A 21,534-nucleotide genomic window follows, 5' to 3' on the forward strand; every position below is an offset into this window, starting at 1 on the left:
GAGCAGGTCGCGGGAGGACCTGGCCTCGCTGGTGGACACTGCTCGCTGATGGACACTGGGCCCGTGGACAGCCACGATGCCGGCCGGCTCGGCCGGTGGCGGGTCGCCGGCGGATGGCTGCTGGTGGTCGTCGGCCTCCCGGTGCTCACCGCCGTGCTGGTCGCGGCCCGGGGGAGCCGGTCGGGTCTGTCCTTGCAGAGCATGTGCTTCCTGAGCCTGACCGTGCTCGCGGCGCTCGTCGGCGGCCGCTGGCCGGGCCTCACGGGCGCCCTGGCTGCCGCGCTCCTGCTCAACTACTTCTTCACACCGCCGGTCCACACCCTCACCATCGACCGCGCGTCCGACCTGCTCACGCTGGTCGTGTTCCTGCTGACCGCGATCGCCGTCTCGGCCGTGGTCGACGCCGCGGCACGGCGCCGGGCCGAGGCCAGGGCTGCGGCGCGGGAGGCCGGCACGCTGGCGATGCTGAACCGTCAGGTCCTCGGCGGCGAGTACGACGTACCCCGGCTGCTCGACCTGGCCCGGCACACGTTCGGGGCGCAGGCCGCCGAGCTCGTGACCGAGGAGTCCGCGCCCCACCCCGGCACGATCGTCCTACCCGCCGGCGCCGGCGGGTGGCTGGTCCTCCGCGGCACCTCGCTCGGGCCGCGTGAGCGATCGGTGGCCGCGGCGTTCGCCTCGCACGTCGGCGTGCTGCGCGAGCGGGAGGAGCTGGCGCGACAGTCGATGGCGGCCCGGCAGCTCGAGGCCGGGAACCGCACGCGTACGGCCCTGCTCGCGGCCGTCTCCCACGACCTGCGTACGCCGCTGGCCGGGCTGCGCTCGGCGACAGAGACCCTGCAGACCCATGATCGTCGGCTGGACGAGGCCGAGCGCCGCGAGCTGCTCGGGGCCATGGACACGTCCATCTCGCGGCTCACCACGATGGTCAGCGACCTGCTGGACATGAGCCGCCTCGAGACGGGCGCGGTCACACCGATCGCCGACGAGGTCCCGCTCGGCGAGGTCGTACGCCGTGCACTCGCCGGTCTCGACCACGCCGACCGGGTGCGCGTCGGCGAGCTCCCCACGGCGTACGTCGACCCCGGGCTGCTGGAGCGTGTCGTCGCCAACCTGGTGGCGAACGCGCTGCGCTACAGCGAGGTCGTGGGGATCGAGGCTGACGTGCGGGGCGCCCGCGTCGAGCTGCGGGTCGTCGACCACGGACCCGGGGTGGACGCGGCGTTGCGCAGCCGGATCTTCGAGCCGTTCCAGCGGCACGGCGACGTCGGCACGGGGGTCGGTCTGGGCCTGGCCGTCGCCCGTGGCCTCACCGAGGCACAGGGCGGGACCCTCGAGGCCGTGGACACTCCGGGTGGCGGTCTCACCATGGTGCTCGACCTCCCGGGAGACACGACCTCGTGAAGGTGCTGCTGGTCGACGACGATGCGACCCTCCGCCGGGCGCTCGGCATCGGCCTGCGCGCGGAGGACCACGAGGTGCTGATCGCCGCCGACGGCCGCTCCGCGCTGCAGGCGGTGCGCGAGGACCGGCCCGACGTGGTGGTGCTCGACCTCGGTCTTCCCGACGTCACCGGCGTCGAGGTGCTCCGGCAGCTGCGCGCGTGGAGCACCGTCCCGGTCGTGGTCCTGTCGGCCCGCGCCGAGTCGACCGAGAAGGTGCAGGCGCTCGACCTCGGCGCCGACGACTACGTCACGAAGCCCTTCGGGATGGAGGAGCTGCTGGCCCGCATCCGGGCCGCGGCACGCCGTGCCGGCTCCGACATCCCGGTCCTCGAGGCCGGTGACCTGGTGATCGACCTCCCCGCCAGACGGGTCACCCGTCGTGGCGACGTGGTGCGGCTGACCCCGACCGAGTGGGGGCTGCTGGAGATGCTGGTGCGGACGCCCGGCCGCCTGGTCAGCCAGCGCGACCTCCTGCACGAGGTGTGGGGTCCGGCGTACGGCCGGGAGACCAACTACCTGCGGGTGTACGTCGGTGGCCTCCGCAAGAAGCTCGAGGACGACCCCGCACAGCCGCGGCACCTGATCACCGAGGCCGGCATGGGCTACCGCTTCGAGATCTGAGAGCTCACGCCGTCTACGGTGAACCCGGAGGTGCCATGGGACGACGGTGGGACGCGGCGGTACGCCGGTCGCGCGAGGAGCCCAACGCGTTCGCCCGGGACCTCTTCGACGGTCTGCCTGCTCGGTACGACGTGCTCGAGGAGCTGTTGTCCCTCGGGCAGAACCGCCGGTGGCGGACCGCGATGGTCGACGCCGTCGCCGAGGACCGGCCAGGCAGCGTGCTCGACGTGGCCACCGGCACCGCGGGCGTGGCGCTGATGCTGGCCCGGCGTACGGACGCGCGGATCACCGGCGTCGACCTGACCGAGCAGATGCTGCGCCGCGGGCGTGACCGGGTGGGGCAGGCGGGGGAGCGACGCGTCTCGCTGGCGGTGGGGCGGGCCGAGCAGCTGCCGTTCGCGGACTCGACGTTCGACGCGCTGACCTTCACGTATCTGCTGCGGTACGTCGCCGACCCCGCCGCGACGCTGCGCGAGCTGGCCCGGGTGGTGCGACCGGGCGGGACCGTCGCGAGCCTGGAGTTCGCCGTACCGCGGGCTCCGGTCTGGCTGCCCGCCTGGCGGCTGTACACCCGCGTGGTGCTGCCCAGCGCGGGGTTGGTGGCGGGTGGCCGCGAGTGGGCGGAGGTCGGGCGTTTCCTGGGACCGTCGATCGAGGCGCACTACCGCCGCTACCCGGTGGAGCGGCACGTGGAGATGTGGCGCGAGGCGGGGTTCGAGGACGTGCTGACGCGGAGGATGAGCCTGGGCGGGGGGTTGGTCATGTGTGGCCGCCGGACGCGTGGCTGAGCAGCCCGCGTACTACGCGCGGCGCGGTGGTCCGCTGGCGGACGGCTGGACGCTGCTCCACCCGCCGTACACGCTGTGGCACCTCAGCTACGCGGTGCTCGGCGCCGCGCTCGCGCCGGACCTCGCCTGGACCGCGCTCGGGCTGACCGTGCTCGCCTTCTTCCTCGCCGTCGGCATCGCCGCCCACGCGCTGGACGAGCGGGCCGGGCACCCGCTCCGCACGGCGTTCGGCGACCGGGCTCTGCTCCTGACCGCGACCCTCGCGCTGTTCGGGGCCGTCGCCCTGGGTGCGTACGGCGCCTTCTGGTGGCGCGGCACGAACTGGTCCGTCGCGGTGGCCGTCCCCGTGGGCGTCGCGGTCGTGGTGGGCTACAACCTCGAGCTGGCCGGCGGCCGGCTGCACAACGACCTGACCTTCGGCCTGGGATGGGGCGGGTTCCCGGTGGTGGTCGGCTACCTCGCGCAGCAGCCGGGGCTCGGGAGCGCACGCGATCTCGCGGCGGTCGCCGCGACGGGGGCCGCGGTCGCGTTGACGTACACGCAGCGTCGGCTGAGCACGCCCGCCCGCGAGCTGCGCCGGCGGACCCTCGACCTGGACGGCACCCTGCGCCGGGCCGACGGCACCGACGTACCTCTGACCCGGGCGAACCTGCTCGACCCGCTGGAGGGTGCGCTGCGGGCGCTGTCGTGGGGCGTGCCACTGGTCGCCCTGGCCGCCCTCCTCACCCACGCCTGAGCCACGACCACGCCGTGACTTCGTGCCCCTCCTCGACACTTGTTGGGGCAGGTCTCCCCCTGCAAGTGCAGAATTCCCCGCCTGGGCGGGGAATTCGCCACGCCCCGCCTCAGCCGGCGAGCAGCGGGGCGCCGGGCAGCTGCAACACCATCCGGGTGCCGCCGCGGTCGTTCTCGTCCACCCGGACGTTCCCGGCGTGACGCTCGATGACCTGCCGGACGATCGAGAGCCCGAGCCCGGACCCCGGCATCGACCGCGACTCCTCCGACCGGTAGAAGCGCTCGAAGACCTGCTCACGGTCGCCCGGGGCGATGCCGGGGCCCTCGTCGTCGACCGTCAGAGTCCCGTGGTTGAGCCGGATCCGCACGGTTCCACCCTGCGGGCTCCACTTCACGGCGTTGTCCAGCAGGTTGGTCACGGCGCGCTCGAGCGAGGCGGACTCGCCGGCCACCCACCAGGGCTCGGTGTCGACCTCGAACGCCAGGTCGGCCCCTCGTCGGCGGGCCCGTGCGACCGCGCGATCCACCACCTCGGCCAGGTCGACCTGCTCCACGACGGGACGCAGCGGCTCGTCACGCGCCAACTCGACCAGGTCGCCGACCAGGGTCGACAGCTCCTCGATCTGCGCGCGTACGTCGTCCAGCAGCTCGGCGCGGGCGGCGGCGTCGAGACCGCCCGTTGCGTCGGCCTGCAGCAGGAGGTCGAGGTTGGTGCGCAGCGAGGTCAGCGGCGTACGGAGCTCGTGTCCCGCGTCGGCGACCAGGCGGCGTTGTCGGTCGCGCGACGCCGACAACGCGACCAGCATGTCGTTGAACGCCGTGGCGAGCCGCGCGATCTCGTCGTCGCCCTCGACCGGCAGCGGCTGGAGGTCCTCGGTACGCGCGATCCGCTCGACGTTGCGGGTGAGCTGGCGTACCGGACGTAGTCCGTTGCGGGCGACCGCCCAGCCGGCGGCGGCCGCGCCGATCACCCCGGCCAGGCCGAAGAGCAGCATCACCGCACCCAGTCGCTTCAGCACCCGCTCCTGGGTCGCCATGTTCTGGACGAGGACGACGGCGAAGCCCCGCTCGCGGAAGGGAACCGCGACGACGCGGTAGTCCTCGCCGTTCTCTGCGACGGTCCGCACGCTGCTGGCGCTGTCACCGCTCGCCACGGCGATCTCCGGCTCTCCGAGGGGAACCGCCGACGAGTCGCCCTTGCTCGTGGTGATCGCGTGGCCGTCGGCCGCCAGGACGAAGAGCCGAACGTCGGCGACACCGGCGGCATACGACGGGATCGGCTGGCTCTGGACCGCGTCGAGCGGAGCACTCGCCGCCGTCTGGTGGGCGCGATCGAGCAGGGAGTTGTCCAGGGAGTTCTCCAGGGACATCTTCACAGTGACGTAGGCGCCGAGCGCCACGAGCGCGACCGAGAAGCAGACCGCCATGGTCGTCATCAGGATGACGCGGCTGGCGAGGGACCTGCGGTAGTGCCACCGCGGCTCGTCCCACGTCGGCGATCCGGATGCCGTGCCGGTCGCCTGGGAGGGCATGGCGGTGGAGCTCACTGTTCCTTGAGGACGTAACCGACGCCCCGGACGGTGTGGATCAGTCGGGGCTCACCCTCGGCCTCGGTCTTGCGACGGAGGTAGCCGACGTACACCTCGAGCGAGTTGGCGGTGGTGGGGAAGTCGTAGCCCCAGACCTCCTCGAGGATGAACGACCGCTCGAGCACGCGCCGTGGTCGCCGCAGGAACATCTCCAGCAACGTGAACTCGGTGCGGGTCAGCTCCATCGACCGCGTGCCCCGCTTCACCTCCCGGGTGGCGAGGTCCATGGAGAGGTCGGCGAAGGCGAGCACCTCGAAGTCGTCGTCCCCGGGCGGGACGACGCGCCGCAGCAGCGCCCGGAGCCGGGCCAGCAGCTCCTGCAGCGCGAACGGCTTGGTCAGGTAGTCGTCGGCGCCGGCGTCCAGTCCCTCGACGCGGTCGCCGACGGCGTCGCGTGCCGTCAGCACGAGGATGGGTACGTCGTTGCCCGCCTTGCGGAGCGACTTGGTCGCCTCGATGCCGTCGAGCCGCGGCATCATCACGTCCATCACGACCACGTCGGGACCTTGCCCCTGGCCCAGACCGCCGATGCCGGCCAGCGCCTCGGCGCCGTCGGCGGCCAGCGACACGGCGTACCCGTTGAACTCGAGGCTGCGTCGCAGGGACTCGCGCACCGCCTTGTCGTCGTCGACGACGAGCACGTGCGGCTTCGCGCTCGCGGGCGTCGACGTTGCAGGCGGTGTCACGTCCCTACTGTGCCAAACCGTCCTGAGCCACGCCTGAGAACGCCGAGGTGCAGAGCCGACGTCGGCGAGCGGTCAGGCGTAGCGGGAGGCGACCTCCGCCGCTCGCGCGCCGTACCCTCCGCCGAACAGGCTGGCGTGGACCAGCAGGGGATGGAGCTGGTGGAGGCCGACCCGGTCGGGCCAGCCGTCGGCGAGCGGCGAGACCTCCTCGTAGGCCTGGAGCACGCGCGGCAGATGAGGCAGCCCGAAGAGGGCGAGCATCGCAAGGTCGGTCTCGCGGTGGCCGCCGTGCGCGGCGGGGTCAATCACGCAGCAGCCGGCGTCGTGCGTCCAGATGACGTTGCCGTTCCACAGGTCGCCGTGGAGCCTGCGCGGACCCTCCTCGGGCACGAGGTCGGGAAGCTTGCCGATGATGCTCTCGACGAGGTCCGCGCCCTCGGGGGTGACGGAGCCGCGGTCGCGGGCCAGCTTGAGGTAGGGCAGCACGCGCTTGGTGGCGTAGAACTCGGCCCAGGTCGGGGCGGTCTTGTTGGGCAGGGGGAGCCGGCCGATGAACCCGTCGCGCTCGAGGCCGTACGCCGGCGCCCCGGCGTCGTGGGTCTTCGCCAGTGCCCGACCGAAGTCGGTGGCCGCCTCGGTGGTGAGCTTCCCGGGCTCGACCCACTCCAGGATCAGGCAGTCGGACTCGACGGCGAGCACCTCGGGCACCTGGACCCCGCCGGCCTCGCCGAGCCACCGCAGACCCGCCGCCTCGGCCTCGAAGAACCCGGCCGGCGCGTTGGTCAGCGTCTTCATGAACGCCGAGCGCCCGCTGCTGAGCCGGAGCTTGGTGGCGGTGGAGATGTCGCCACCGGCGACCGGGGCCGTGGCCGCGACCGCCGAGCCCAACAGCTCCTCGGCCCGGCGAGCGATGTGCGGCTGACGCGTCATCGCCACCCCCTTCGCATCCGGCAGGTCTCACCGTAGTACGGCGTCGTACCTCGCACATCCGGGTCGTCCGCCTGGCAGGAGGTCCTGACTGCTCCTGATGCGGACGACCCCGTCAGGGGGTGCTGGGTCAGTCGATCTCCCAGCCGTGCCAGTGGGCGATCTCGAACCAGGCGCTGACCCGTCTCGCTGTGCGGTTGCGGAAGTCGCGGCCGGAGTAGTGGCGGGAGAGCCGGTCGATGTCCGCCAGCGCCCGCTGCTCGTCGTACTCCCACCGCACGACGGGGCCGCGAACGCTCAGGTGGGAGTACCACTCGTCCTGCTTCAGCGCCGTCAGCGAGACGTGAGGATGCTGCTCGATCCAGCGCAGCCGTGCCCGCCCGGCGTCCATGTTCACCAGGACCGTGTCGTCGTCCTCGACGAGGTACCAGGTCGCCACCGACATCGGGTGCCCGCTCGGCATCACCACCGAGATCACCGCCGGGTTGGGCTCGCGCAGCAGCGTCATCGCCGCCTCGGGCAGTGGGGCCTTCGGCATCGGTCCTCGCCAGCCTTCCTCGCTACTCCCCGTCGGTCCGCTCCACTCCTGCTGCCCGAGAGCAACCAGAACGTCGGGGACTATCCGTCCGGAAGCGCCGCCAGCTCGACCACGAGGGCGTCCGCAGTGCGCTCCACGATGGTGAGCACCTCGGCGAAGATGTCTGTTCCCGCGTAGTAGGGGTCCGGGACGTCGGCGCCCGGGTCGCCCGGGTCGAAGTCGCGGAACATCGCGACCCGTTCGGACCGTCCGCCGAGATCTGCGAGGTTCTCGCGGTCCATGGCCAGCACCAGGTCGTGCGAGGCGAGCCAGGAGTCGTCGTACTGCCGTGCCCGATGGCGGCTCGGGTCGTAGCCCGCGCCCGTCAGGGTGGCGGCGGCCCGGCGGTTCATCGCCTGACCCACGTGCCAGTCGCCGGTGCCGCTGCTGTGCACGACCACGCGGTCGTCCAGCCCGGCTTCGGCCAGACGCTCCTCGAGCACCACCTGTGCCGTGGGTGAGCGGCAGATGTTGCCGAGGCAGACGAGAGCGACGGCGTAGCGGCCCGGCTCCCGGGGAGGCGGCAACACTGTCAGTGGTCGTCCTTCAGGACCGATGCGGTGCCCCAGTTGACGAGCGTGATGACGATCGAGCCGAGCAGGGCGACCCAGAACCCCTCGACATGGAACCCGACACCCACGCCGCCGGCGATCCAGGCCGTGAGCATCAGCATCAGCGCGTTGATCACGAGCAGGAAGAGCCCGAGCGTGACGATGATGAACGGGATCGAGAGGAACGTGACGACCGGGCGCACGAAGTTGCTGACGATCCCGAGGATCAGCGCGACCACCAGCAGCGGTACGGCCTTGTGGTTGAACTCCTCCTGACCCGACGAGGGCCCGGAGAAGGAGATGCCGTTGAACAGCCAGGTGGCCACCGCGACGCCCGCTGCGGTGGTCAGCAGCCAGGTCACGAAGCGCACGTGGGGAGCATAGGGGGCGGGTGTCAGGCCGCCTTGCCGCAAGCGGCGGCGGCGCTCCCTCGACTGAGGCGTCGCGGGCTCCGCCGCGCCGCCTCAGTCGAGCTCGAGCCGCTCGATGATCGCGTCCTCGGCACCGTGCAGGTGGTCGCCGAGCTCGGCGACGGCCGCATCGACGTCACCGGACTCGAGCAGGTCCAGCAGGTGGTGGTGGCTGCCCGCCTGGTCGCGCGCGTTGCGGCGTACCCGGTCGATCTGAGCCAGCGCCAGTCGCAGCTCGGCCACGACGGACTCCGCCATCGACACCAGCCGCGGCGACCCGGTCAGCCCGACCAGGCTCAGGTGGATCGCGAGATGGCGCTGGTTGAGCTCCTGGTACGACGCGCCGGCCGCCACCGCCTGCTCGTAGGCGGTGAGTGCGTGTCGTACCGCCTCACGCGCCTCCTCCGAGGCGTGCGGCCAGTTCCGCATGCCGGCGGTCTCGAGCACGGTCCGTGCCGTCGAGACGTCCCGGACCGACTCCGGGTCGGGACTCGCCACGCTCACGCCACGGTTGGGCTCCCGGGTCGCGAGACCCTCCGCGACCAGCAGGGCCAGCGCCTCGCGCAGGGTTGGCCGCGAGACACCCAGGGACTCGGCCAGCGCGACCTCGCGCAGCGGTGTTCCGGACTCCAGCTCCCCCTCGAACACGGCTCGCCGGAGCTCCTCGGCCACGCGGTCGACGGTCGAGGAGTGCTCCAGGCTCAGCCCGTCGAACGGACCTGCGGGGGCGTCGGTCGAAGTCTCGCCCGGGTGCATGGAGGCCATTGTCCGACAACGACTTGCCCGGCGTCCCCTCCTGCTCCATACTCTGAGTTGTCAGATTGTCTGACAATCATCGGGAGGAGACGGCGCTGTGGCGAGCAGCCGACCGCTGGCGTGGGGTCGTCGGTACGTGATGGTCCGCCCGGACCACTTCCGGATCGACTACGCGATCAACCCCTTCATGGACCCCGCCGACCAGCCCGACCCTCACCGAGCGATGGCGCAGTGGGTCGACCTGGTCTCGACCATCGAGCGGCTGGGCGGCACCGTCGAGGTCGTCCCGCAGCGCCCGGACGCCCCGGACATGGTCTACGCCATGAACCTCGGCCTCGGCGTCCTCCGTCCCGACGGCCCGGACCACCTGCAGGCGCACGTGGTGATGTCACACATGCGGTACGCCGAGCGCCGGATGGAGACGCTGTCCGCGCAGACCTGGTTCGAGCGCAGCGGCCGCTCCACGTCGTACGTCGGGAGCGACGGCGTCGGCGCCCACCTCGAGGCGGGCGATGTGTTCGCGTGGGGCGATGCGCTGGTGGCGGGCTTCGGTCCGCGCACCGAGGAGCTGGCGCTCAAGCACCTCGCCACCGAGCTCGGGGTGCGGGTGCGGGGCGTCCGGATCACGCATCCCGCGATGTACCACCTCGACCTGGCTTTCTGCCCCCTCGACGAGCGCCGCGCCATGGTGGCGCTGGGAGCCTTCGACGACGAGTCGGCCGCCGCCCTGCTCGAGCTCGTGCCCGAGCCGCTGGTGCTCACCGACGACGAGGCGCTGACGACGTTCTGCGCCAACTCGATCGTTCTCGACCGCACGGTCGTGATGCCGGCCGGCGCCCCGGAGCGGGTGGCGACGCAGCTCGTCGCCTGGGGCTTCGACGTCGTCGAGGTCGACGTCAGCGAGTTCCACAAGGGCGGCGGCTCGGTCCGATGCCTGACCAATCCCGTGGACGTCACCCTCGGCCGCGACCTCCCGCTCGTCGCGGGCGGCGGGGTGGTCCTGCCGGCTCTGGTCTGAGTCACTCGCGCCGGCGGTTTCATCACGTCGGGTAGGTGAACCAGCACCTGGCCAGCGGAACTCACCTTGCCCAGCGCCGGCTCGACCACCCAGCGTGATGAACCGTCGACGGGCCGAGCTGGAGACACCACCCGCACCGGCTCTAGGTTCGTCGCCATGGTCTCGATCGGCGGCACCGGCTGGATGCTGCTGTTCGCGGCCGTGGCCGGGTTGTTCGCGCTGGTCGTCGGGCTCGTCCTGGGTCGCCGGATGGGTCCGCTGGCCGGACTCGCATGGTTCGGCCTGGGGTGGAGCATCGCGGTGATCGCGATCGTCACCCTCGTCCCGGCCCAGAACGGCCTCGGCTACATCCCCGCCGACCAGCACGCGACCAGCTGCAGCTGGGACATCGGAGGCCCCGCGCCGGGCGGGTTCTGGATCTTCGGCGGCGGTCAGCAGCTGCTCAACACGGTGCTGTTCGTGCCGGCCGGCTTCTTCCTGGTGCTCGCTCTGGCCCGGTGGCGTGCCGGGTGGCTGCTGGTCCCGCTCGGCCTCGCCGCGCTCGCGGCGTACTCCCTCGGTATCGAGGAGATCCAGCTCCACGTCGCTCGCATCGACCGGGCCTGCGACGTCACCGACATCATCGACAACGTCTCCGGCGCCGTGGTCGGCGTGGTCCTGGGGGTGGCGCTGCTGCCGCTGGTGCGGCCCTGGCGCGCCCGCCGTCGACTCGGCAGCGAAAGATAGGTTGACGGCATGGCCTCTCCCCAGCCACGTGACTGCGTGTCCCAGATCCCGGCGTACGTCGCGGGCAAGCCGCCGCGCCCGCGCGAGGGGCTGACGACGTACAAGCTGAGCAGCAACGAGAACCCCTACCCGCCGCTTCCCGGCGTGGTCGAGGCCGCGACCCGGGCCGCGGAGCAGATGAACCGCTACCCCGACATGGGCAACACCGCGCTCTACCAGGCGCTCTCGGACAAGCTCGGCGTCGGTCCCGACCACCTGGCGCTCGCCACCGGCAGCGTCGCGCTGATCTACCAGCTGGTCCAGGCCTTCTGCGAGCCCGGCGACGAGGTCGTCTACGCGTGGCGGAGCTTCGAGGCGTACCCGATCGCGGTCACCGCCGCCGGCGCCCGCAACGTCCGGGTCCCCGTGCTGCCCGACGGGCGGCACGACCTCGACGCGATGGCCGCGGCGGTCACCGACCGCACCCGGGTGGTCATGGTCTGCACCCCGAACAACCCCACCGGCCCGTCGGTGACCCAGACCGAGCTCGACGCGTTCCTGGCACGCATCCCCGAGCGCGTGCTGGTGGTCGTCGACGAGGCGTACGTCGAGTTCGTGCGGATGAGCGATGCGGTCGACGGCGTCGCGACGATGCGCGCCCACGACAACGTGATCTCCACGCGCACCTTCTCCAAGGCCTACGGATTGGCCGGGTTCCGGGTCGGGTACGCCGTCGCCCCGACGCCGATCGCGACCGCGCTTCGGGCGGTGAGCCTGCCGTTCGGCGTCTCGAACGTCGCGCAGGCCGCCGCGATCGCGTCGCTTGCAGCCGAGCCGCAGCTGCTCAAGCGGGTCGACGCGCTGGTCGCCGAGCGCGAGCGTGTCGTGAAGGGTCTGGCCGACGTCGGACTCGTCGTACCGGAGCCGCAGGGCAACTTCGTCTGGTTCGCCGCCGGCGACCGCACGCTCGACCTGGCGGCGGCCGCCGACGAGCTCGGGATCGTGATCCGCCCCTTCGCCGGAGACGGTGCGCGCGTCTCGGTCGCGGAGACCGAGGCCAACGACCGGATCATCGAGCTGGCGAGGACCTTCCCGCTCAACAACTGAGAGGCTCGCGAGCGACCCGACGTTGCTCAGGCGGCGACCGGCTCCCGCGCCGCGGCCCGCTGCTGCCGGTTCATGCCGCGGAAGCTCGGGATCAGGGCCGGGGCCATGGTGGTGGCGAAGTAGGCGAAACCGACCACCAGCAGCGCCGGCGACAGTCCGATACCGCTGACCAGCACGCCGCCGAGGACGCCACCGAACGGCATCAGCGACCAGCACAGGGCGCTGCTCAGGGACGTCACCCGTCCCACCATCTCGCGAGGGATGCGCTCGAACTGCACGGCGCCGAGCACCGGGTTGAGGAAGCCCGACGACGCGCCACCGACCACACACATCGCGAGGATCGCCCACAGCGGCACGCCGATCGCGAACAGCACGAAGCGCGGCAGACCGGTCACCAGGAACGCGACGAGGTACGTCGCGAACCGCGGCAGCCGCGTGCCGTACGCCGCGGCGACCACCGACCCGAGCATCGAGGCCCCACCCCACACCGCGAACACCAGGCCGATCGCGCCGACGCCGGCGCCGGAGTCCCGCGCCCAGACCGGCAGCAGCACGGCCGACCAGGCGAGGTCGAGCAGGTTGGTCAGCGCGACCATCACGCACAGGCTCATCAGGACGGCGTCACGCCGGAGGAAGTTCCAGCCGTCGCGCAGCTGGGCGGCGTACGACGCGGGCACGTCCTCGACCTCGTCGACTCCGTCGACCGAGCCACGCGGGGCGACCGGTTCGGACCCGCGGGTCTCGAGGCTCCGTGTGGTCACCACGAGCAGCAGCGCGCAGAGCCCGAAGGAGGCCGCGTCGATCGCGACGGCGTTGGCGGCTCCGATGGTCGCGACCAGGCCACCGGCGATCGCAGCACCGATCATCGTGGCGCCGCGCTCGATCGCGGAGGCGAGCCCGGTGGCGCGCTCGTAGGGCACCTCCGCCCGCTCGACCAGGGCCGGGATCAGCGCCGTCGTGGCCGCATCACCGGGACCGCGCAACGCGCCGGCGACGGCGACGAGCCCGAGCAGGATCGGGAAGCTCAGGGTTCCGGTGTGGTGCAGCAGCGGGATCAGGCCGACCGCGAGGAGCGACAGGGTGTCGGCCCCGATCGCCATCCGACGCGGTCCCACCCGGTCGACGAGGGGTCCGCCGAACGCCTTGAGCAGCACCATCGGCGTGATCTCGGCGAAGGCGACCAGACCGGTCCGGGTCGGAGAGCCGGTGGTGGTGAGCACCAGCCACGGGATGGCGATCATCGATACCCGGGTGCCGAGCAGCGAGATCGCCTCGGAGGTCAGCCAGCCGTAGAGAGGGATGCGTCGGGCCGTCGGCCGCGCCAGTGGGAAGGTCATTCCTCACTCCCCTCGAGGACGACGGTGCCGGGCCGGGGGAAGGCGTTGAGGTTGACGACGAAGTCGGCGGTGCCCTGGCTGTCCCGGGGCTCCTCGGTGTCCCAGAAGCGGGAGATGACGGCCTCGAGGGCGTCGAGGAGCTCCTCGGCGCGAGTGGGGGTGAGCCGGATGTGCCAGTCGCTGGTCGTGCTTGCCGCCTGCCAGGCGGCCGGCAGGAACCGACGCTCGGCGACGGCCTGCATGAGCGTCTCGGTGTACATCAAGGCGACCGTTTGCAGATAGGCCTCGGCATCCTCCGCCTCCTCCTCCGGCCGTGTCGCCATGCCCATGTGGGTGCTCTGGTGAGCGGCCCGCCACCAGCGGTCCCTCGCGTCGCCGCGCTCGTGGTCCTCGACGATGAACCCGTGCTCGGCCAGCTGGCGCAGGTGGTACGACGTGGCGCCGGTGTTGAGCGCGAGCTTCTGCGCGAGCTGGGTCGCCGTCGCCGGCCCCTCCGACCGGAGCAGCATCAGCATCTTCAGCCGGGTCGGATGTGACAGCGCGCGCAGTCCGGCGGCGGACGGGGTGATCGCGGAGGAGGCCATGTTCCGCAACATACCTTTGCAAAGATAATTTTGCAAACAAAGCTGTGGAATTGAATAGTACGGATCGCACAGCCGCCGAGCCCGCGTCCCGGACCGGTCTGCCGATCCGTACTATCCGGAAGGCGGATGGGTACGGCCCAGAGATGGCTGCATTCGAGCGCGACACCGACTACATCCCCGACCGGATCACCGTCGAGCAGGCCCGGTCGCAGGACTCCTACGAGAAGCCGCTCGAGGTGCCCACCTGGCCGGCCGAGCCGGGGCGCTACCGACTGGTCGCAGCGTGGGCCTGTCCGTGGGCGAACCGCTCGATCATCGTCCGGCAGCTGCTCGGCCTCGAGGACGTGATCTCGATGGGGGTCTGCGGCCCGACCCACGACGAGCGGAGCTGGACCTTCGACCTCGACCCGGACGGGCGCGACCCGGTCCTCGACATGGAGCGCCTGCAGGAGGCCTACCGGCAGCGCGATCCCGACTACGCCAAAGGCATCACCGTCCCGGCGATGGTCGACATCGGCTCCCGCCAGGTCGTGACCAACGACTTCCCCTGGATCACCCACGACCTGTTCTTCGAGTGGCGCGACCACCACCGCCCGGACGCCCCCGACCTCTGGCCCGACGACGTCCGCGACGAGATGGACGAGGTCATGGAGCGGGTCTACACCGAGGTCAACAACGGCGTGTACCGCTGTGGCTTCGCCGACGACCAGGCGTCGTACGACGAGGCCTACGACCGGCTGTGGATCATGATGGACTGGCTCGAGGAGCGGCTCACCGACCGCCGCTACCTGATGGGCGACGCGATCACCGAGGCCGATGTACGGCTGTTCACGACGCTGGCCCGGTTCGACGCCGTCTACCACGGGCACTTCAAGTGCAACCGGAACAAGCTCACCGAGATGCCGGCCCTGTGGGGCTACGCGCGTGATCTGTTCCAGACCCCCGGCTTCGGCGACAACACGGTGTTCGGCCAGATCAAGCAGCACTACTACCGCGTGCACACCCACCTGAACCCGTCGGGGATCGTGCCCGACGGTCCCGACCTCGACGTCTGGCTGACCCCGCACGGCCGCACGAGCCTCTAGCGTTCCGGAGGTGGGTGGTCAGGTCCGGGTCGGCATCTCCGGCTGGCGCTACCCCGCGTGGCGCGGTGACTTCTACCCGAAGGGCCTCCCGCAGCGGCGCGAGCTGGAGTACGCCGCGGAGCACCTGACCTCGATCGAGATCAACGGTTCGTTCTACTCCCTGCAGCGCCCGACGTCGTACGCCGCGTGGCGGGCCGAGGCGACGGCCGTCCGGGCGGACTTCGTGTTCGCGGTCAAGGGCGGCCGGTTCGTCACCCACATGAAGCGGCTGAGGGACGTCGAGGCGCCCCTGGCCAACTTCTTCGCCAGCGGCGTGCTCGCTCTCGGCCCGGCGTTCGGTCCGGTGCTGTGGCAGCTGCCCGAGAACTTGCGCTTCGACCGCGACGTGCTCGATTCGTTCCTCGCCGGGCTGCCGCGCACCACCGCGGCTGCCGCCGAGCTCTCCACCAGGCACGACGACAAGGTCCGCGACGACCGCATCCTCACCGCGGCGGAGGACGAGCGGCCGCTGCACCACGCGCTGGAGTTCCGCAGCCCGTCCTTCGCGACCCCGGAGGCGACGGAGGTGCTGCGGCACCACGACATCGCGACCGTGCTCGCCGACACCGCCGGTCGGTGGCCGAAGGTCGACGAGGACACCGGGCCGATCCGCTACGTGCGACTCCACGGCGACCGTGAGCTCTACGCCAGCGGCTACACCGACTGCTCCCTCGACGAGTGGGCCACACGGTGCCGTGCCTGGGCGGACGCCGGGAAGGACGTCTTCGTCTACTTCGACAACGACATGAAGGGCTACGCCCCCCACGACGCGATGCGCCTCATCCAGCGCCTGGGCGGGTGAGCCGCGACGTCCGAGGGACTCATCACCGGGCTGCGCCTGTGCCACGATGGCCGGCGTGGACCTGCCGACCGGTCGAGTGCGCGTCCTGCTGGCCGAGGACCAGTACCTCACTCGGGAGGGGACCCGACTGCTCCTGGCGGACCGACCCGAGATCGAGGTGGTCGGCACGGCCGCGGACTTCCAGGAGGTGGTCGACCGGTTCCGCGAGCTGGCTCCCGACGTCGTGCTGATGGATGTCAAGATGCCGCCCACACACTCCATGGAAGGCATCGAGGCCGGCCGCGTCATCAAGTGTGAGCGACCCTCCACGGGGGTTCTCATCCTCACGCAGCACGACGACGAGAGCTACGTGTGGGCCGCGCTCGAGCAGGGGGTGGCCGGATACGGCTACCTGCACAAGGTGCGGGTCGGAGACGTCGACCGTCTTGTCCGCGCGCTGGTCGAGGTCGCCGCGGGGGGTTCCGTGCTCGACCCGCGCATCGTGGACACCCTGCTGCGCCAGCGGGCGCGGAAGAAGGGCTCACCCCTCGCGAAGCTCGCGGCGTCGGAGCTGCAGACCCTGCGTGCGATGGCGGAGGGCAGGTCCAACCAGGCGATCGCCGACGAGGCCGGTCTCGCGCTCGGCACGGTCGAGAAGCGCATCGCCGCCGTCTTCGCGAAACTCGGCCTGCGCGCCGAGCCGGACCTCAACCGACGCGTCGCGGCGGTCCTGATCTATCTGCGCGAGTCCGGCTCGAGTCGTCCCCCGGGCTAGGGCGTGCGGTGGGACCAGCAGCATCGGCCTGCGCGAGAGGTACGACGGCTGCCACGGTCGTGCCGACACCGGACCGGCTGTCGACCAGGAGCGTGCCACCGACGGCGGCGATCCGGTCCCGCATGTTGACCAGGCCCGTGCCGGCACCCCGGTCGCCGGCACCCATTCCCGGTCCGTCGTCGCGCACACGGAGGGTCAGACCGTCGGATTCCAGGCTCAGACTGAGCCGCACGCCGGCGTCCGGGGCGTGCTTGGCGGCATTGGTCAGCGCCTCGAGAGCCACGAAGTAGAGCGCCGTCTCGACCGGGGCGGGGTAACGGCGACCGTCGACGTCGGGCTCGACGATCAGCTCCACGGGGAGCGGGCTCCTGCCGGCTTCCGCACGAAGGGCCGGCGTCAGCCCTTGGTCGGTGAGCACCGCCGGAAAGATGCCGCGGGCGAGATCCTGCATCGCGAAGACGGTGTCCTCGGCCGCGTCCGCGAGCGCTTCGCACCCCTCGCCGGTCAGGCCGTCGCGCGTGGACCTGCGCAGTCGCGCTGCGAGGGCGACCAGCTGCTGCTGAACGCCGTCGTGGAGATCACGCTCGATCCGCCGCCGCTCCCCGTCCTGCACGTGCACCAGTCGTTCCCGCGACGCACGAAGAGCCACCGCCTGGGCTTCGACCTCGCGGATCCGCGAGCGCAGATCAGATTCGAGCCGGAGGTTGCGAAGCCCCAGTGCGCACTCTCGCGCGAAGCGTGCCAGCGGCTCCCGGTCGGCCTCGCCCAACGGCGGATCGTGTCGGTCGCCGCACGCGAGCAGGCCTATCAGCTCGCTGCGGCCGGACAGTGCCGCGACCGCTCCGGCCGGTGCCGGCAGCTCCGCCACCATGTCGGACGGGATGTCGGCGCCGATGAGCGGCCCACCCATCGGCCGCGACAGGTCCAGCATCGACGACACAGGGGTGAGCATGGGCGGTGCGTCGACACCGGCGCTTCCGACCGAGACCAGCGCGTCGCCCTCATCGGTCCGGACCAGCAGCCAGACCGCTGCCCAGGCCACCCCCAGCCCCGAGCGCAGCGTCTGCGCCAGCTGCTGGCCCAGGTCGGTCACGTCGGTGGCGGCTCGCAACGACTCGCCGAAGCGGGCGAGCTCACGCAAGCCGCGGCGGCGCTCGCCGAAGAGCCGGGACTCCACGACATCCTGGAGGAAATGTCGCACGGGGTGGAAGGCGACGGTCACGACCAGCGCCACCAGCACGGCGGCAAGAGCCGGACGCCCTCCGACGAGGTACCCGGACGCGGCGGCGGCGACCAGCAGCAGCGCGGACAGGAGCGCCCAGACCACGGCGTACACCACCGTCGCCGACACCAACAGGTCGATGTCCCAGAGCCGGTAGCGCAGAACCGCCACGGCGATCGCGAGCGCGGGGAGCGGCTGTGTCAGGAGCACGACGGCCGTGCCCACCGCATGGCCGGCCCCTGGCTGCCACGTGGGCCGGAGCGGCCCGACCACGCTGACGGCAGCGGTGGCCACCACCGTGACCAGGACGGCCACCAGCACCCACCGGATCTGCTGACGGACGACGGAGTCGCCCCGGCGGTAGCGCCCGGCGAGCGACACGGTCGAAGCGAGGGGCAGGAGGACGCAGAGCTCTGCCGCAGCGTCCAGGTAGCCACGACCGGACCCGGCGAACGGGCCGCCCAGGCCCTCGGGGACGGAGGTCCCACCGAGGATGCCCGGCACCGTCTCGGGTGGGCCGAAGAGATATGCGAGGACTGCGAGCCCGAGCGCCACGGCGCTCGCCGTCCACGCGATGGCCCGCCAGTGGGACGAGGTGAACCGACCGTCCGGGAACCACAGGACGACGAGCATCCAGGGGATGGGCAGCGCGGCCGACAACCAGGCGACTCCCAACGCGACCTGCTGGACCGCCGCCGGAGCGCCGGCCGCCGCCGCGTGGTCCAGGGTGGCCGCGGCCAGCGCGACGACCGAGAACGCCAAGCCGGTGGCCGCCATCACCGTCGCCACGCGCTGTCCCGGCGACCGCAGCAGGACGAGGCATCCGATCACGCTCAGCGCCGGACCGAGCTCGACGGGTGGCAGCGGCACACCGACGACGCCCGAGGCGGTCAGCCAGAGCACCGCGGCGGCGGCCACGAGCGCGAGACTTGCTGCAGCGACCGCCAGCGGCACGCGTGACGGGTGCCCGCCCTGCCATCCCATCTGGCTCACCTCCTCAGCCAGTTTCCCGCCGCGCGCCCCTGACGTGGTCCGTTTCGCGGATGAGGCTCAGGCCCGGGCGGATGCGGCGTCTGTGACCGCGTCGACCCTGGCCGCCGTCCTGCTTGCGTCGTGGAGCATCGTCCGGGCGATGGCGCCGAGACTCACCAGCAGCAGGGCGAAGCCGACGATCGCGAGCACGCTCGAGCCGACCGCGAAGCCGCCGCCCTCGGCGACCGCGCCGACGATCACGCCGGCTACCGCCCAACGAGCAGCCCCGGCTCGCGCGGCGTCGATCGCCAGCACGATGAACGCGATGTCGCCGAGCAAGGCGAACGGGTCGGCGATCTCGGCGCCGCTTCCCATCCGATCGAGGAGGCTCGCGGCGTCGTGGGTGCCGAGGCCGGTTGCAGCGGCGTAGGCGGCAGCACTTGCTCCGTTCGCGAACAGCACCGCCGCGGTGCCGACGACGCCGAGGGCGGCGCCGACGAGCGCAGAACGCGGCGCCGCGGGGCGGAGAGCGGAGGCGAGCCAGAGCACACCGCCGAGCCAGACGAGGATCGCCACAGAGCTCAGCCCGACACCGGCGAACACGGCGTCGTGGTGCGCAGACAGTGCGGCGACCTGGTCCGAGGCGTCCTCGGAGAGCGTGGTTCGGAGCAGGACCGACACCAGGCCGAGCCCGGCGCCCGTGACCAGGCACAGTGCCCCGAGCCGCGCCGTGAGAGTTGTGTGGTTCATGTTGACCTTCCGTTGGGACGTTGGTCCGGTCACGCTAGGTCGGACGAGGGGCCGCCGGGAGCCGGGTGACCCCCCGTTCCGACGGAGGAAATCCCCCTCTGCCGACGGCGCCGGCCGGTCGCACGTCGCACGGCAACGGACCGACCGCTCGCTGCACACGTCTGCGGGCCGGATTGGCGGGGCGTGCGGACCGACCGGTAAGTTTGATGCCAGGAATGTGGTCCCAGTCACATCGGCAACACGTCGCACCACCTCCGCGTCGTACGCCGTCCCGACAGCAGGCAGGCGGCGACCCCGCGAGCCCTGAGCGCAAGGAGCAAACGTGACCCAGCCCGGCTTCGGCCCCGACCTCGCAGAGGTCTTCGGGCCCGCCCACCAGGTCCCAGAATCCGCGGCCCCGAGCCTCGTCCAGCTGCTGACCCCCGAGGGTGAGCGCGTCGAGCACCCCGACTTCTCCTTCGGCGACGACCTGTCCGACGCCGAGCTGGCGGAGGCCGTGCGCGGGTTCTTCCGCGACATGGTCCTGACCCGACGCATCGACGTCGAGGCGACCGCGCTCCAGCGACACGGCGAGCTGGGCATCTGGGCGCAGCTGCTCGGCCAGGAGGCCGCCCAGGTCGGCGCCGGCCGCGCGCTCCGGCCGCAGGACTACGTCTTCCCGACCTACCGCGAGCACGGCGTCGCGTGGTGCAAGGGCGTCGACCCGCTGAAGCTGCTCGGCCTGTTCCGCGGCGTAGACCAGGGAGGCTGGGACCCGCGCGAGAACAACTTCGGTCTCTACACGATCGTGATCGGCGCCCAGACGCTGCACGCCACCGGCTACGCGATGGGCATGCAGCGCGACGGCGTCGTCGGCACCGGCGACCCCGAGCGCGACGCCGCGGTGCTCGCCCACTTCGGCGACGGCGCGTCGAGCCAGGGCGACGTCAACGAGTCGTTCATCTTCGCCGCCTCCTACAACGCCCCGGTCGTGTTCTTCTGCCAGAACAACCAGTGGGCCATCTCCGAGCCGATCGAGCGGCAGAGCCGCATCCCGCTCTACCAGCGGGCCCTGGGCTTCGGCTTCCCGGGCATCCGGGTCGACGGCAACGACGTGCTGGCGACGTACGCCGTCACCCAGGCCGCGCTCCAGCGCGCCCGCGAGGGTCAGGGCCCGACGTTCGTCGAGGCCTACACCTACCGGATGGGTGCCCACACCACGACCGACGACCCGACCCGTTACCGGCTCTCCGACGACGTCGAGCGCTGGAAGCTGAAGGACCCGATCGCCCGCGTCGAGGCCTATCTCAAGCGCAACTCGATGGCCGACCAGGAGTTCTTCGACGCCGTCAGCGCCGAGGCCGAGGACCTCGGACACCGGCTGCGCGAGGGTTGCAAGGCGATGCCCGACCCCGCGCCGTTGAGCATGTTCGACCACGTGTACGCCGAGATGACCGACGAGCTGACCGTCCAGCGCGACGGGTTCGCGGCGTACCTCGAGAGCTTCGAGGGGGCCCACTGATGACTGACACGCAGGGAACGCAGGGAACACAGCCGACGACCCAGAAGGTCACCCTGGCCAAGGCCCTCAACATGGGTCTGCGCAAGGCCATGGACGACGACCCGAAGGTCCTGCTGATGGGCGAGGACGTCGGCAAGCTCGGCGGCGTGTTCCGGATCACCGACGGCCTGCAGAAGGACTTCGGCGAGGACCGCGTCATCGACAGCCCGCTCGCAGAGTCGGGCATCGTCGGCACGGCGATCGGGATGGCGCTGCGCGGCTACAAGCCGGTCGTCGAGATCCAGTTCGACGGCTTCGTCTACCCGGCGTACGACCAGATCGTCTGCCAGGTCGCCAAGATGCACTACCGCTCGCAGGGCAAGCTCCGGATCCCGATGGTGATCCGCATCCCGTTCGGCGGCGGTATCGGCGCGGTCGAGCACCACTCGGAGTCGCCGGAGGCGTACTTCGCGCACACCGCCGGTCTCAAGGTGGTGTCGTGCTCGAACCCGAACGACGCGCACTGGATGATCCAGCAGGCCATCGCCTCCGACGACCCGATCGTCTTTCTGGAGCCGAAACGCCGCTACTGGG

The 21,534-nt window shown here is 71.6% G+C and carries 23 protein-coding genes; 12 read left to right on the forward strand and 11 right to left on the reverse strand.

Features of this window, described 5'->3' with window-relative positions:
• The first annotated feature begins 63 nt into the window (after positions 1 to 63).
• Genes VGK78_RS15365 through VGK78_RS15380 form a run of 4 tightly spaced genes read left to right on the forward strand, consistent with a single transcriptional unit; the run spans position 64 to position 3,590 of the window.
• Positions 64 to 1,404 carry a sensor histidine kinase gene (locus VGK78_RS15365; protein ID WP_331528564.1) on the forward strand — a complete coding sequence of 447 codons (1,341 nt, stop codon included), beginning with the start codon at positions 64 to 66 and terminating at the stop codon, positions 1,402 to 1,404.
• Positions 1,401 to 2,066 (forward strand): response regulator transcription factor, encoded by a 666-nt coding sequence (locus VGK78_RS15370; protein ID WP_331528565.1) that lies wholly within the window; start codon positions 1,401 to 1,403, stop codon positions 2,064 to 2,066. The genes VGK78_RS15365 and VGK78_RS15370 overlap by 4 nt, the downstream gene beginning before the upstream one ends.
• A gap of 35 nt (positions 2,067 to 2,101) precedes the next feature.
• Positions 2,102 to 2,854: a class I SAM-dependent methyltransferase gene (locus tag VGK78_RS15375; RefSeq protein ID WP_331528566.1), complete on the forward strand. Its 753-nt coding sequence runs from the start codon at positions 2,102 to 2,104 to the stop codon at positions 2,852 to 2,854.
• A complete protein-coding gene (locus tag VGK78_RS15380) occupies positions 2,847 to 3,590 on the forward strand; it encodes a hypothetical protein (protein WP_331528567.1) in 744 nt (247 codons plus the stop codon). Before VGK78_RS15375 ends, VGK78_RS15380 begins: the two co-directional genes overlap by 8 nt.
• Before the next feature lie 109 nt (positions 3,591 to 3,699).
• Here VGK78_RS15380 and VGK78_RS15385 read toward each other — a convergent pair whose 3' ends face one another.
• From VGK78_RS15385 to VGK78_RS15415, 7 genes are all read right to left on the reverse strand, one after another.
• Positions 3,700 to 5,136, reverse strand: a complete 1,437-nt coding sequence (locus VGK78_RS15385) for a HAMP domain-containing sensor histidine kinase (protein WP_331528568.1) — start codon at positions 5,134 to 5,136, stop codon at positions 3,700 to 3,702.
• Positions 5,133 to 5,864: a response regulator transcription factor gene (locus VGK78_RS15390; RefSeq protein ID WP_331528569.1), complete on the reverse strand. Its 732-nt coding sequence runs from the start codon at positions 5,862 to 5,864 to the stop codon at positions 5,133 to 5,135. Before VGK78_RS15390 ends, VGK78_RS15385 begins: the two co-directional genes overlap by 4 nt.
• A 72-nt stretch (positions 5,865 to 5,936) precedes the next feature.
• On the reverse strand, positions 5,937 to 6,794 hold the full coding sequence (locus VGK78_RS15395) for a fructosamine kinase family protein (RefSeq protein ID WP_331528570.1): 858 nt from the start codon (positions 6,792 to 6,794) through the stop codon (positions 5,937 to 5,939).
• Positions 6,795 to 6,921: 127 nt separating this feature from the next.
• Complete coding sequence (locus VGK78_RS15400; protein WP_331528571.1) at positions 6,922 to 7,329, reverse strand: pyridoxamine 5'-phosphate oxidase family protein; 408 nt, start codon at positions 7,327 to 7,329, stop codon at positions 6,922 to 6,924.
• A gap of 80 nt (positions 7,330 to 7,409) precedes the next feature.
• The gene (locus VGK78_RS15405) at positions 7,410 to 7,898 is read right to left on the reverse strand and encodes a low molecular weight protein-tyrosine-phosphatase (protein WP_331528572.1); all 489 of its coding nucleotides are present in this window, start codon (positions 7,896 to 7,898) and stop codon (positions 7,410 to 7,412) included.
• A 2-nt stretch (positions 7,899 to 7,900) separates the two neighbouring features.
• Positions 7,901 to 8,290: a phage holin family protein gene (locus VGK78_RS15410; protein WP_331528573.1), complete on the reverse strand. Its 390-nt coding sequence runs from the start codon at positions 8,288 to 8,290 to the stop codon at positions 7,901 to 7,903.
• 93 nt (positions 8,291 to 8,383) lie between these two features.
• On the reverse strand, positions 8,384 to 9,085 hold the full coding sequence (locus VGK78_RS15415) for a GntR family transcriptional regulator (RefSeq protein ID WP_331528575.1): 702 nt from the start codon (positions 9,083 to 9,085) through the stop codon (positions 8,384 to 8,386).
• Positions 9,086 to 9,182: 97 nt separating this feature from the next.
• Here VGK78_RS15415 and VGK78_RS15420 point away from each other — a divergent pair, with 97 nt between their 5' ends.
• The 3 genes from VGK78_RS15420 to hisC all read left to right on the forward strand — a co-directional run bounded on the left by VGK78_RS15420 (position 9,183) and on the right by hisC (position 11,915).
• Positions 9,183 to 10,103, forward strand: a complete 921-nt coding sequence (locus VGK78_RS15420; protein ID WP_331528576.1) for a dimethylarginine dimethylaminohydrolase family protein — start codon at positions 9,183 to 9,185, stop codon at positions 10,101 to 10,103.
• A gap of 156 nt (positions 10,104 to 10,259) precedes the next feature.
• On the forward strand, positions 10,260 to 10,829 hold the full coding sequence (locus tag VGK78_RS15425; RefSeq protein WP_331528577.1) for a VanZ family protein: 570 nt from the start codon (positions 10,260 to 10,262) through the stop codon (positions 10,827 to 10,829).
• 9 nt (positions 10,830 to 10,838) lie between these two features.
• On the forward strand, positions 10,839 to 11,915 hold the full coding sequence (gene hisC / locus VGK78_RS15430; RefSeq protein WP_331528578.1) for a histidinol-phosphate transaminase: 1,077 nt from the start codon (positions 10,839 to 10,841) through the stop codon (positions 11,913 to 11,915).
• Positions 11,916 to 11,941: 26 nt separating this feature from the next.
• Here hisC and VGK78_RS15435 read toward each other — a convergent pair whose 3' ends face one another.
• The gene (locus VGK78_RS15435) at positions 11,942 to 13,252 is read right to left on the reverse strand and encodes an MFS transporter (RefSeq protein WP_331528579.1); all 1,311 of its coding nucleotides are present in this window, start codon (positions 13,250 to 13,252) and stop codon (positions 11,942 to 11,944) included.
• Positions 13,249 to 13,836 carry an ArsR/SmtB family transcription factor gene (locus VGK78_RS15440; protein WP_331528580.1) on the reverse strand — a complete coding sequence of 196 codons (588 nt, stop codon included), beginning with the start codon at positions 13,834 to 13,836 and terminating at the stop codon, positions 13,249 to 13,251. Before VGK78_RS15440 ends, VGK78_RS15435 begins: the two co-directional genes overlap by 4 nt.
• 143 nt (positions 13,837 to 13,979) lie before the next feature.
• Between VGK78_RS15440 and VGK78_RS15445 the strand changes: the two genes are divergently transcribed.
• The 3 genes from VGK78_RS15445 to VGK78_RS15455 are packed head-to-tail and all read left to right on the forward strand — an operon-like array spanning position 13,980 to position 16,516.
• Positions 13,980 to 14,921 (forward strand): glutathione S-transferase C-terminal domain-containing protein, encoded by a 942-nt coding sequence (locus VGK78_RS15445; RefSeq protein ID WP_331528581.1) that lies wholly within the window; start codon positions 13,980 to 13,982, stop codon positions 14,919 to 14,921.
• Positions 14,922 to 14,931: 10 nt separating this feature from the next.
• Positions 14,932 to 15,762 carry a DUF72 domain-containing protein gene (locus VGK78_RS15450; protein ID WP_331528582.1) on the forward strand — a complete coding sequence of 277 codons (831 nt, stop codon included), beginning with the start codon at positions 14,932 to 14,934 and terminating at the stop codon, positions 15,760 to 15,762.
• A 55-nt stretch (positions 15,763 to 15,817) separates the two neighbouring features.
• The gene (locus VGK78_RS15455; protein WP_331528583.1) at positions 15,818 to 16,516 is read left to right on the forward strand and encodes a response regulator transcription factor; all 699 of its coding nucleotides are present in this window, start codon (positions 15,818 to 15,820) and stop codon (positions 16,514 to 16,516) included.
• Here VGK78_RS15455 and VGK78_RS15460 read toward each other — a convergent pair.
• Together VGK78_RS15460 and VGK78_RS15465 are read right to left on the reverse strand one after the other, a co-directional pair.
• Positions 16,449 to 18,722: a sensor histidine kinase gene (locus VGK78_RS15460; protein ID WP_331528585.1), complete on the reverse strand. Its 2,274-nt coding sequence runs from the start codon at positions 18,720 to 18,722 to the stop codon at positions 16,449 to 16,451. The two genes, VGK78_RS15455 and VGK78_RS15460, sit on opposite strands and share 68 nt — an antisense overlap.
• A 66-nt stretch (positions 18,723 to 18,788) precedes the next feature.
• On the reverse strand, positions 18,789 to 19,460 hold the full coding sequence (locus VGK78_RS15465; protein ID WP_331528584.1) for a hypothetical protein: 672 nt from the start codon (positions 19,458 to 19,460) through the stop codon (positions 18,789 to 18,791).
• A gap of 322 nt (positions 19,461 to 19,782) precedes the next feature.
• Between VGK78_RS15465 and pdhA the strand changes: the two genes are divergently transcribed.
• Together pdhA and VGK78_RS15475 are read left to right on the forward strand one after the other, a co-directional pair.
• On the forward strand, positions 19,783 to 20,961 hold the full coding sequence (pdhA, locus tag VGK78_RS15470) for a pyruvate dehydrogenase (acetyl-transferring) E1 component subunit alpha (protein WP_414690696.1): 1,179 nt from the start codon (positions 19,783 to 19,785) through the stop codon (positions 20,959 to 20,961).
• Positions 20,961 to 21,534: alpha-ketoacid dehydrogenase subunit beta (locus VGK78_RS15475; RefSeq protein WP_414690697.1), on the forward strand; the 574-nt coding region annotated here is incomplete at its 3' end. The genes pdhA and VGK78_RS15475, both read left to right, overlap by 1 nt.

The sequence above is a fragment of the Nocardioides sp. genome (genome assembly GCF_036503465.1).
Taxonomy (GTDB): Bacteria; Actinomycetota; Actinomycetes; order Propionibacteriales; family Nocardioidaceae; genus Nocardioides.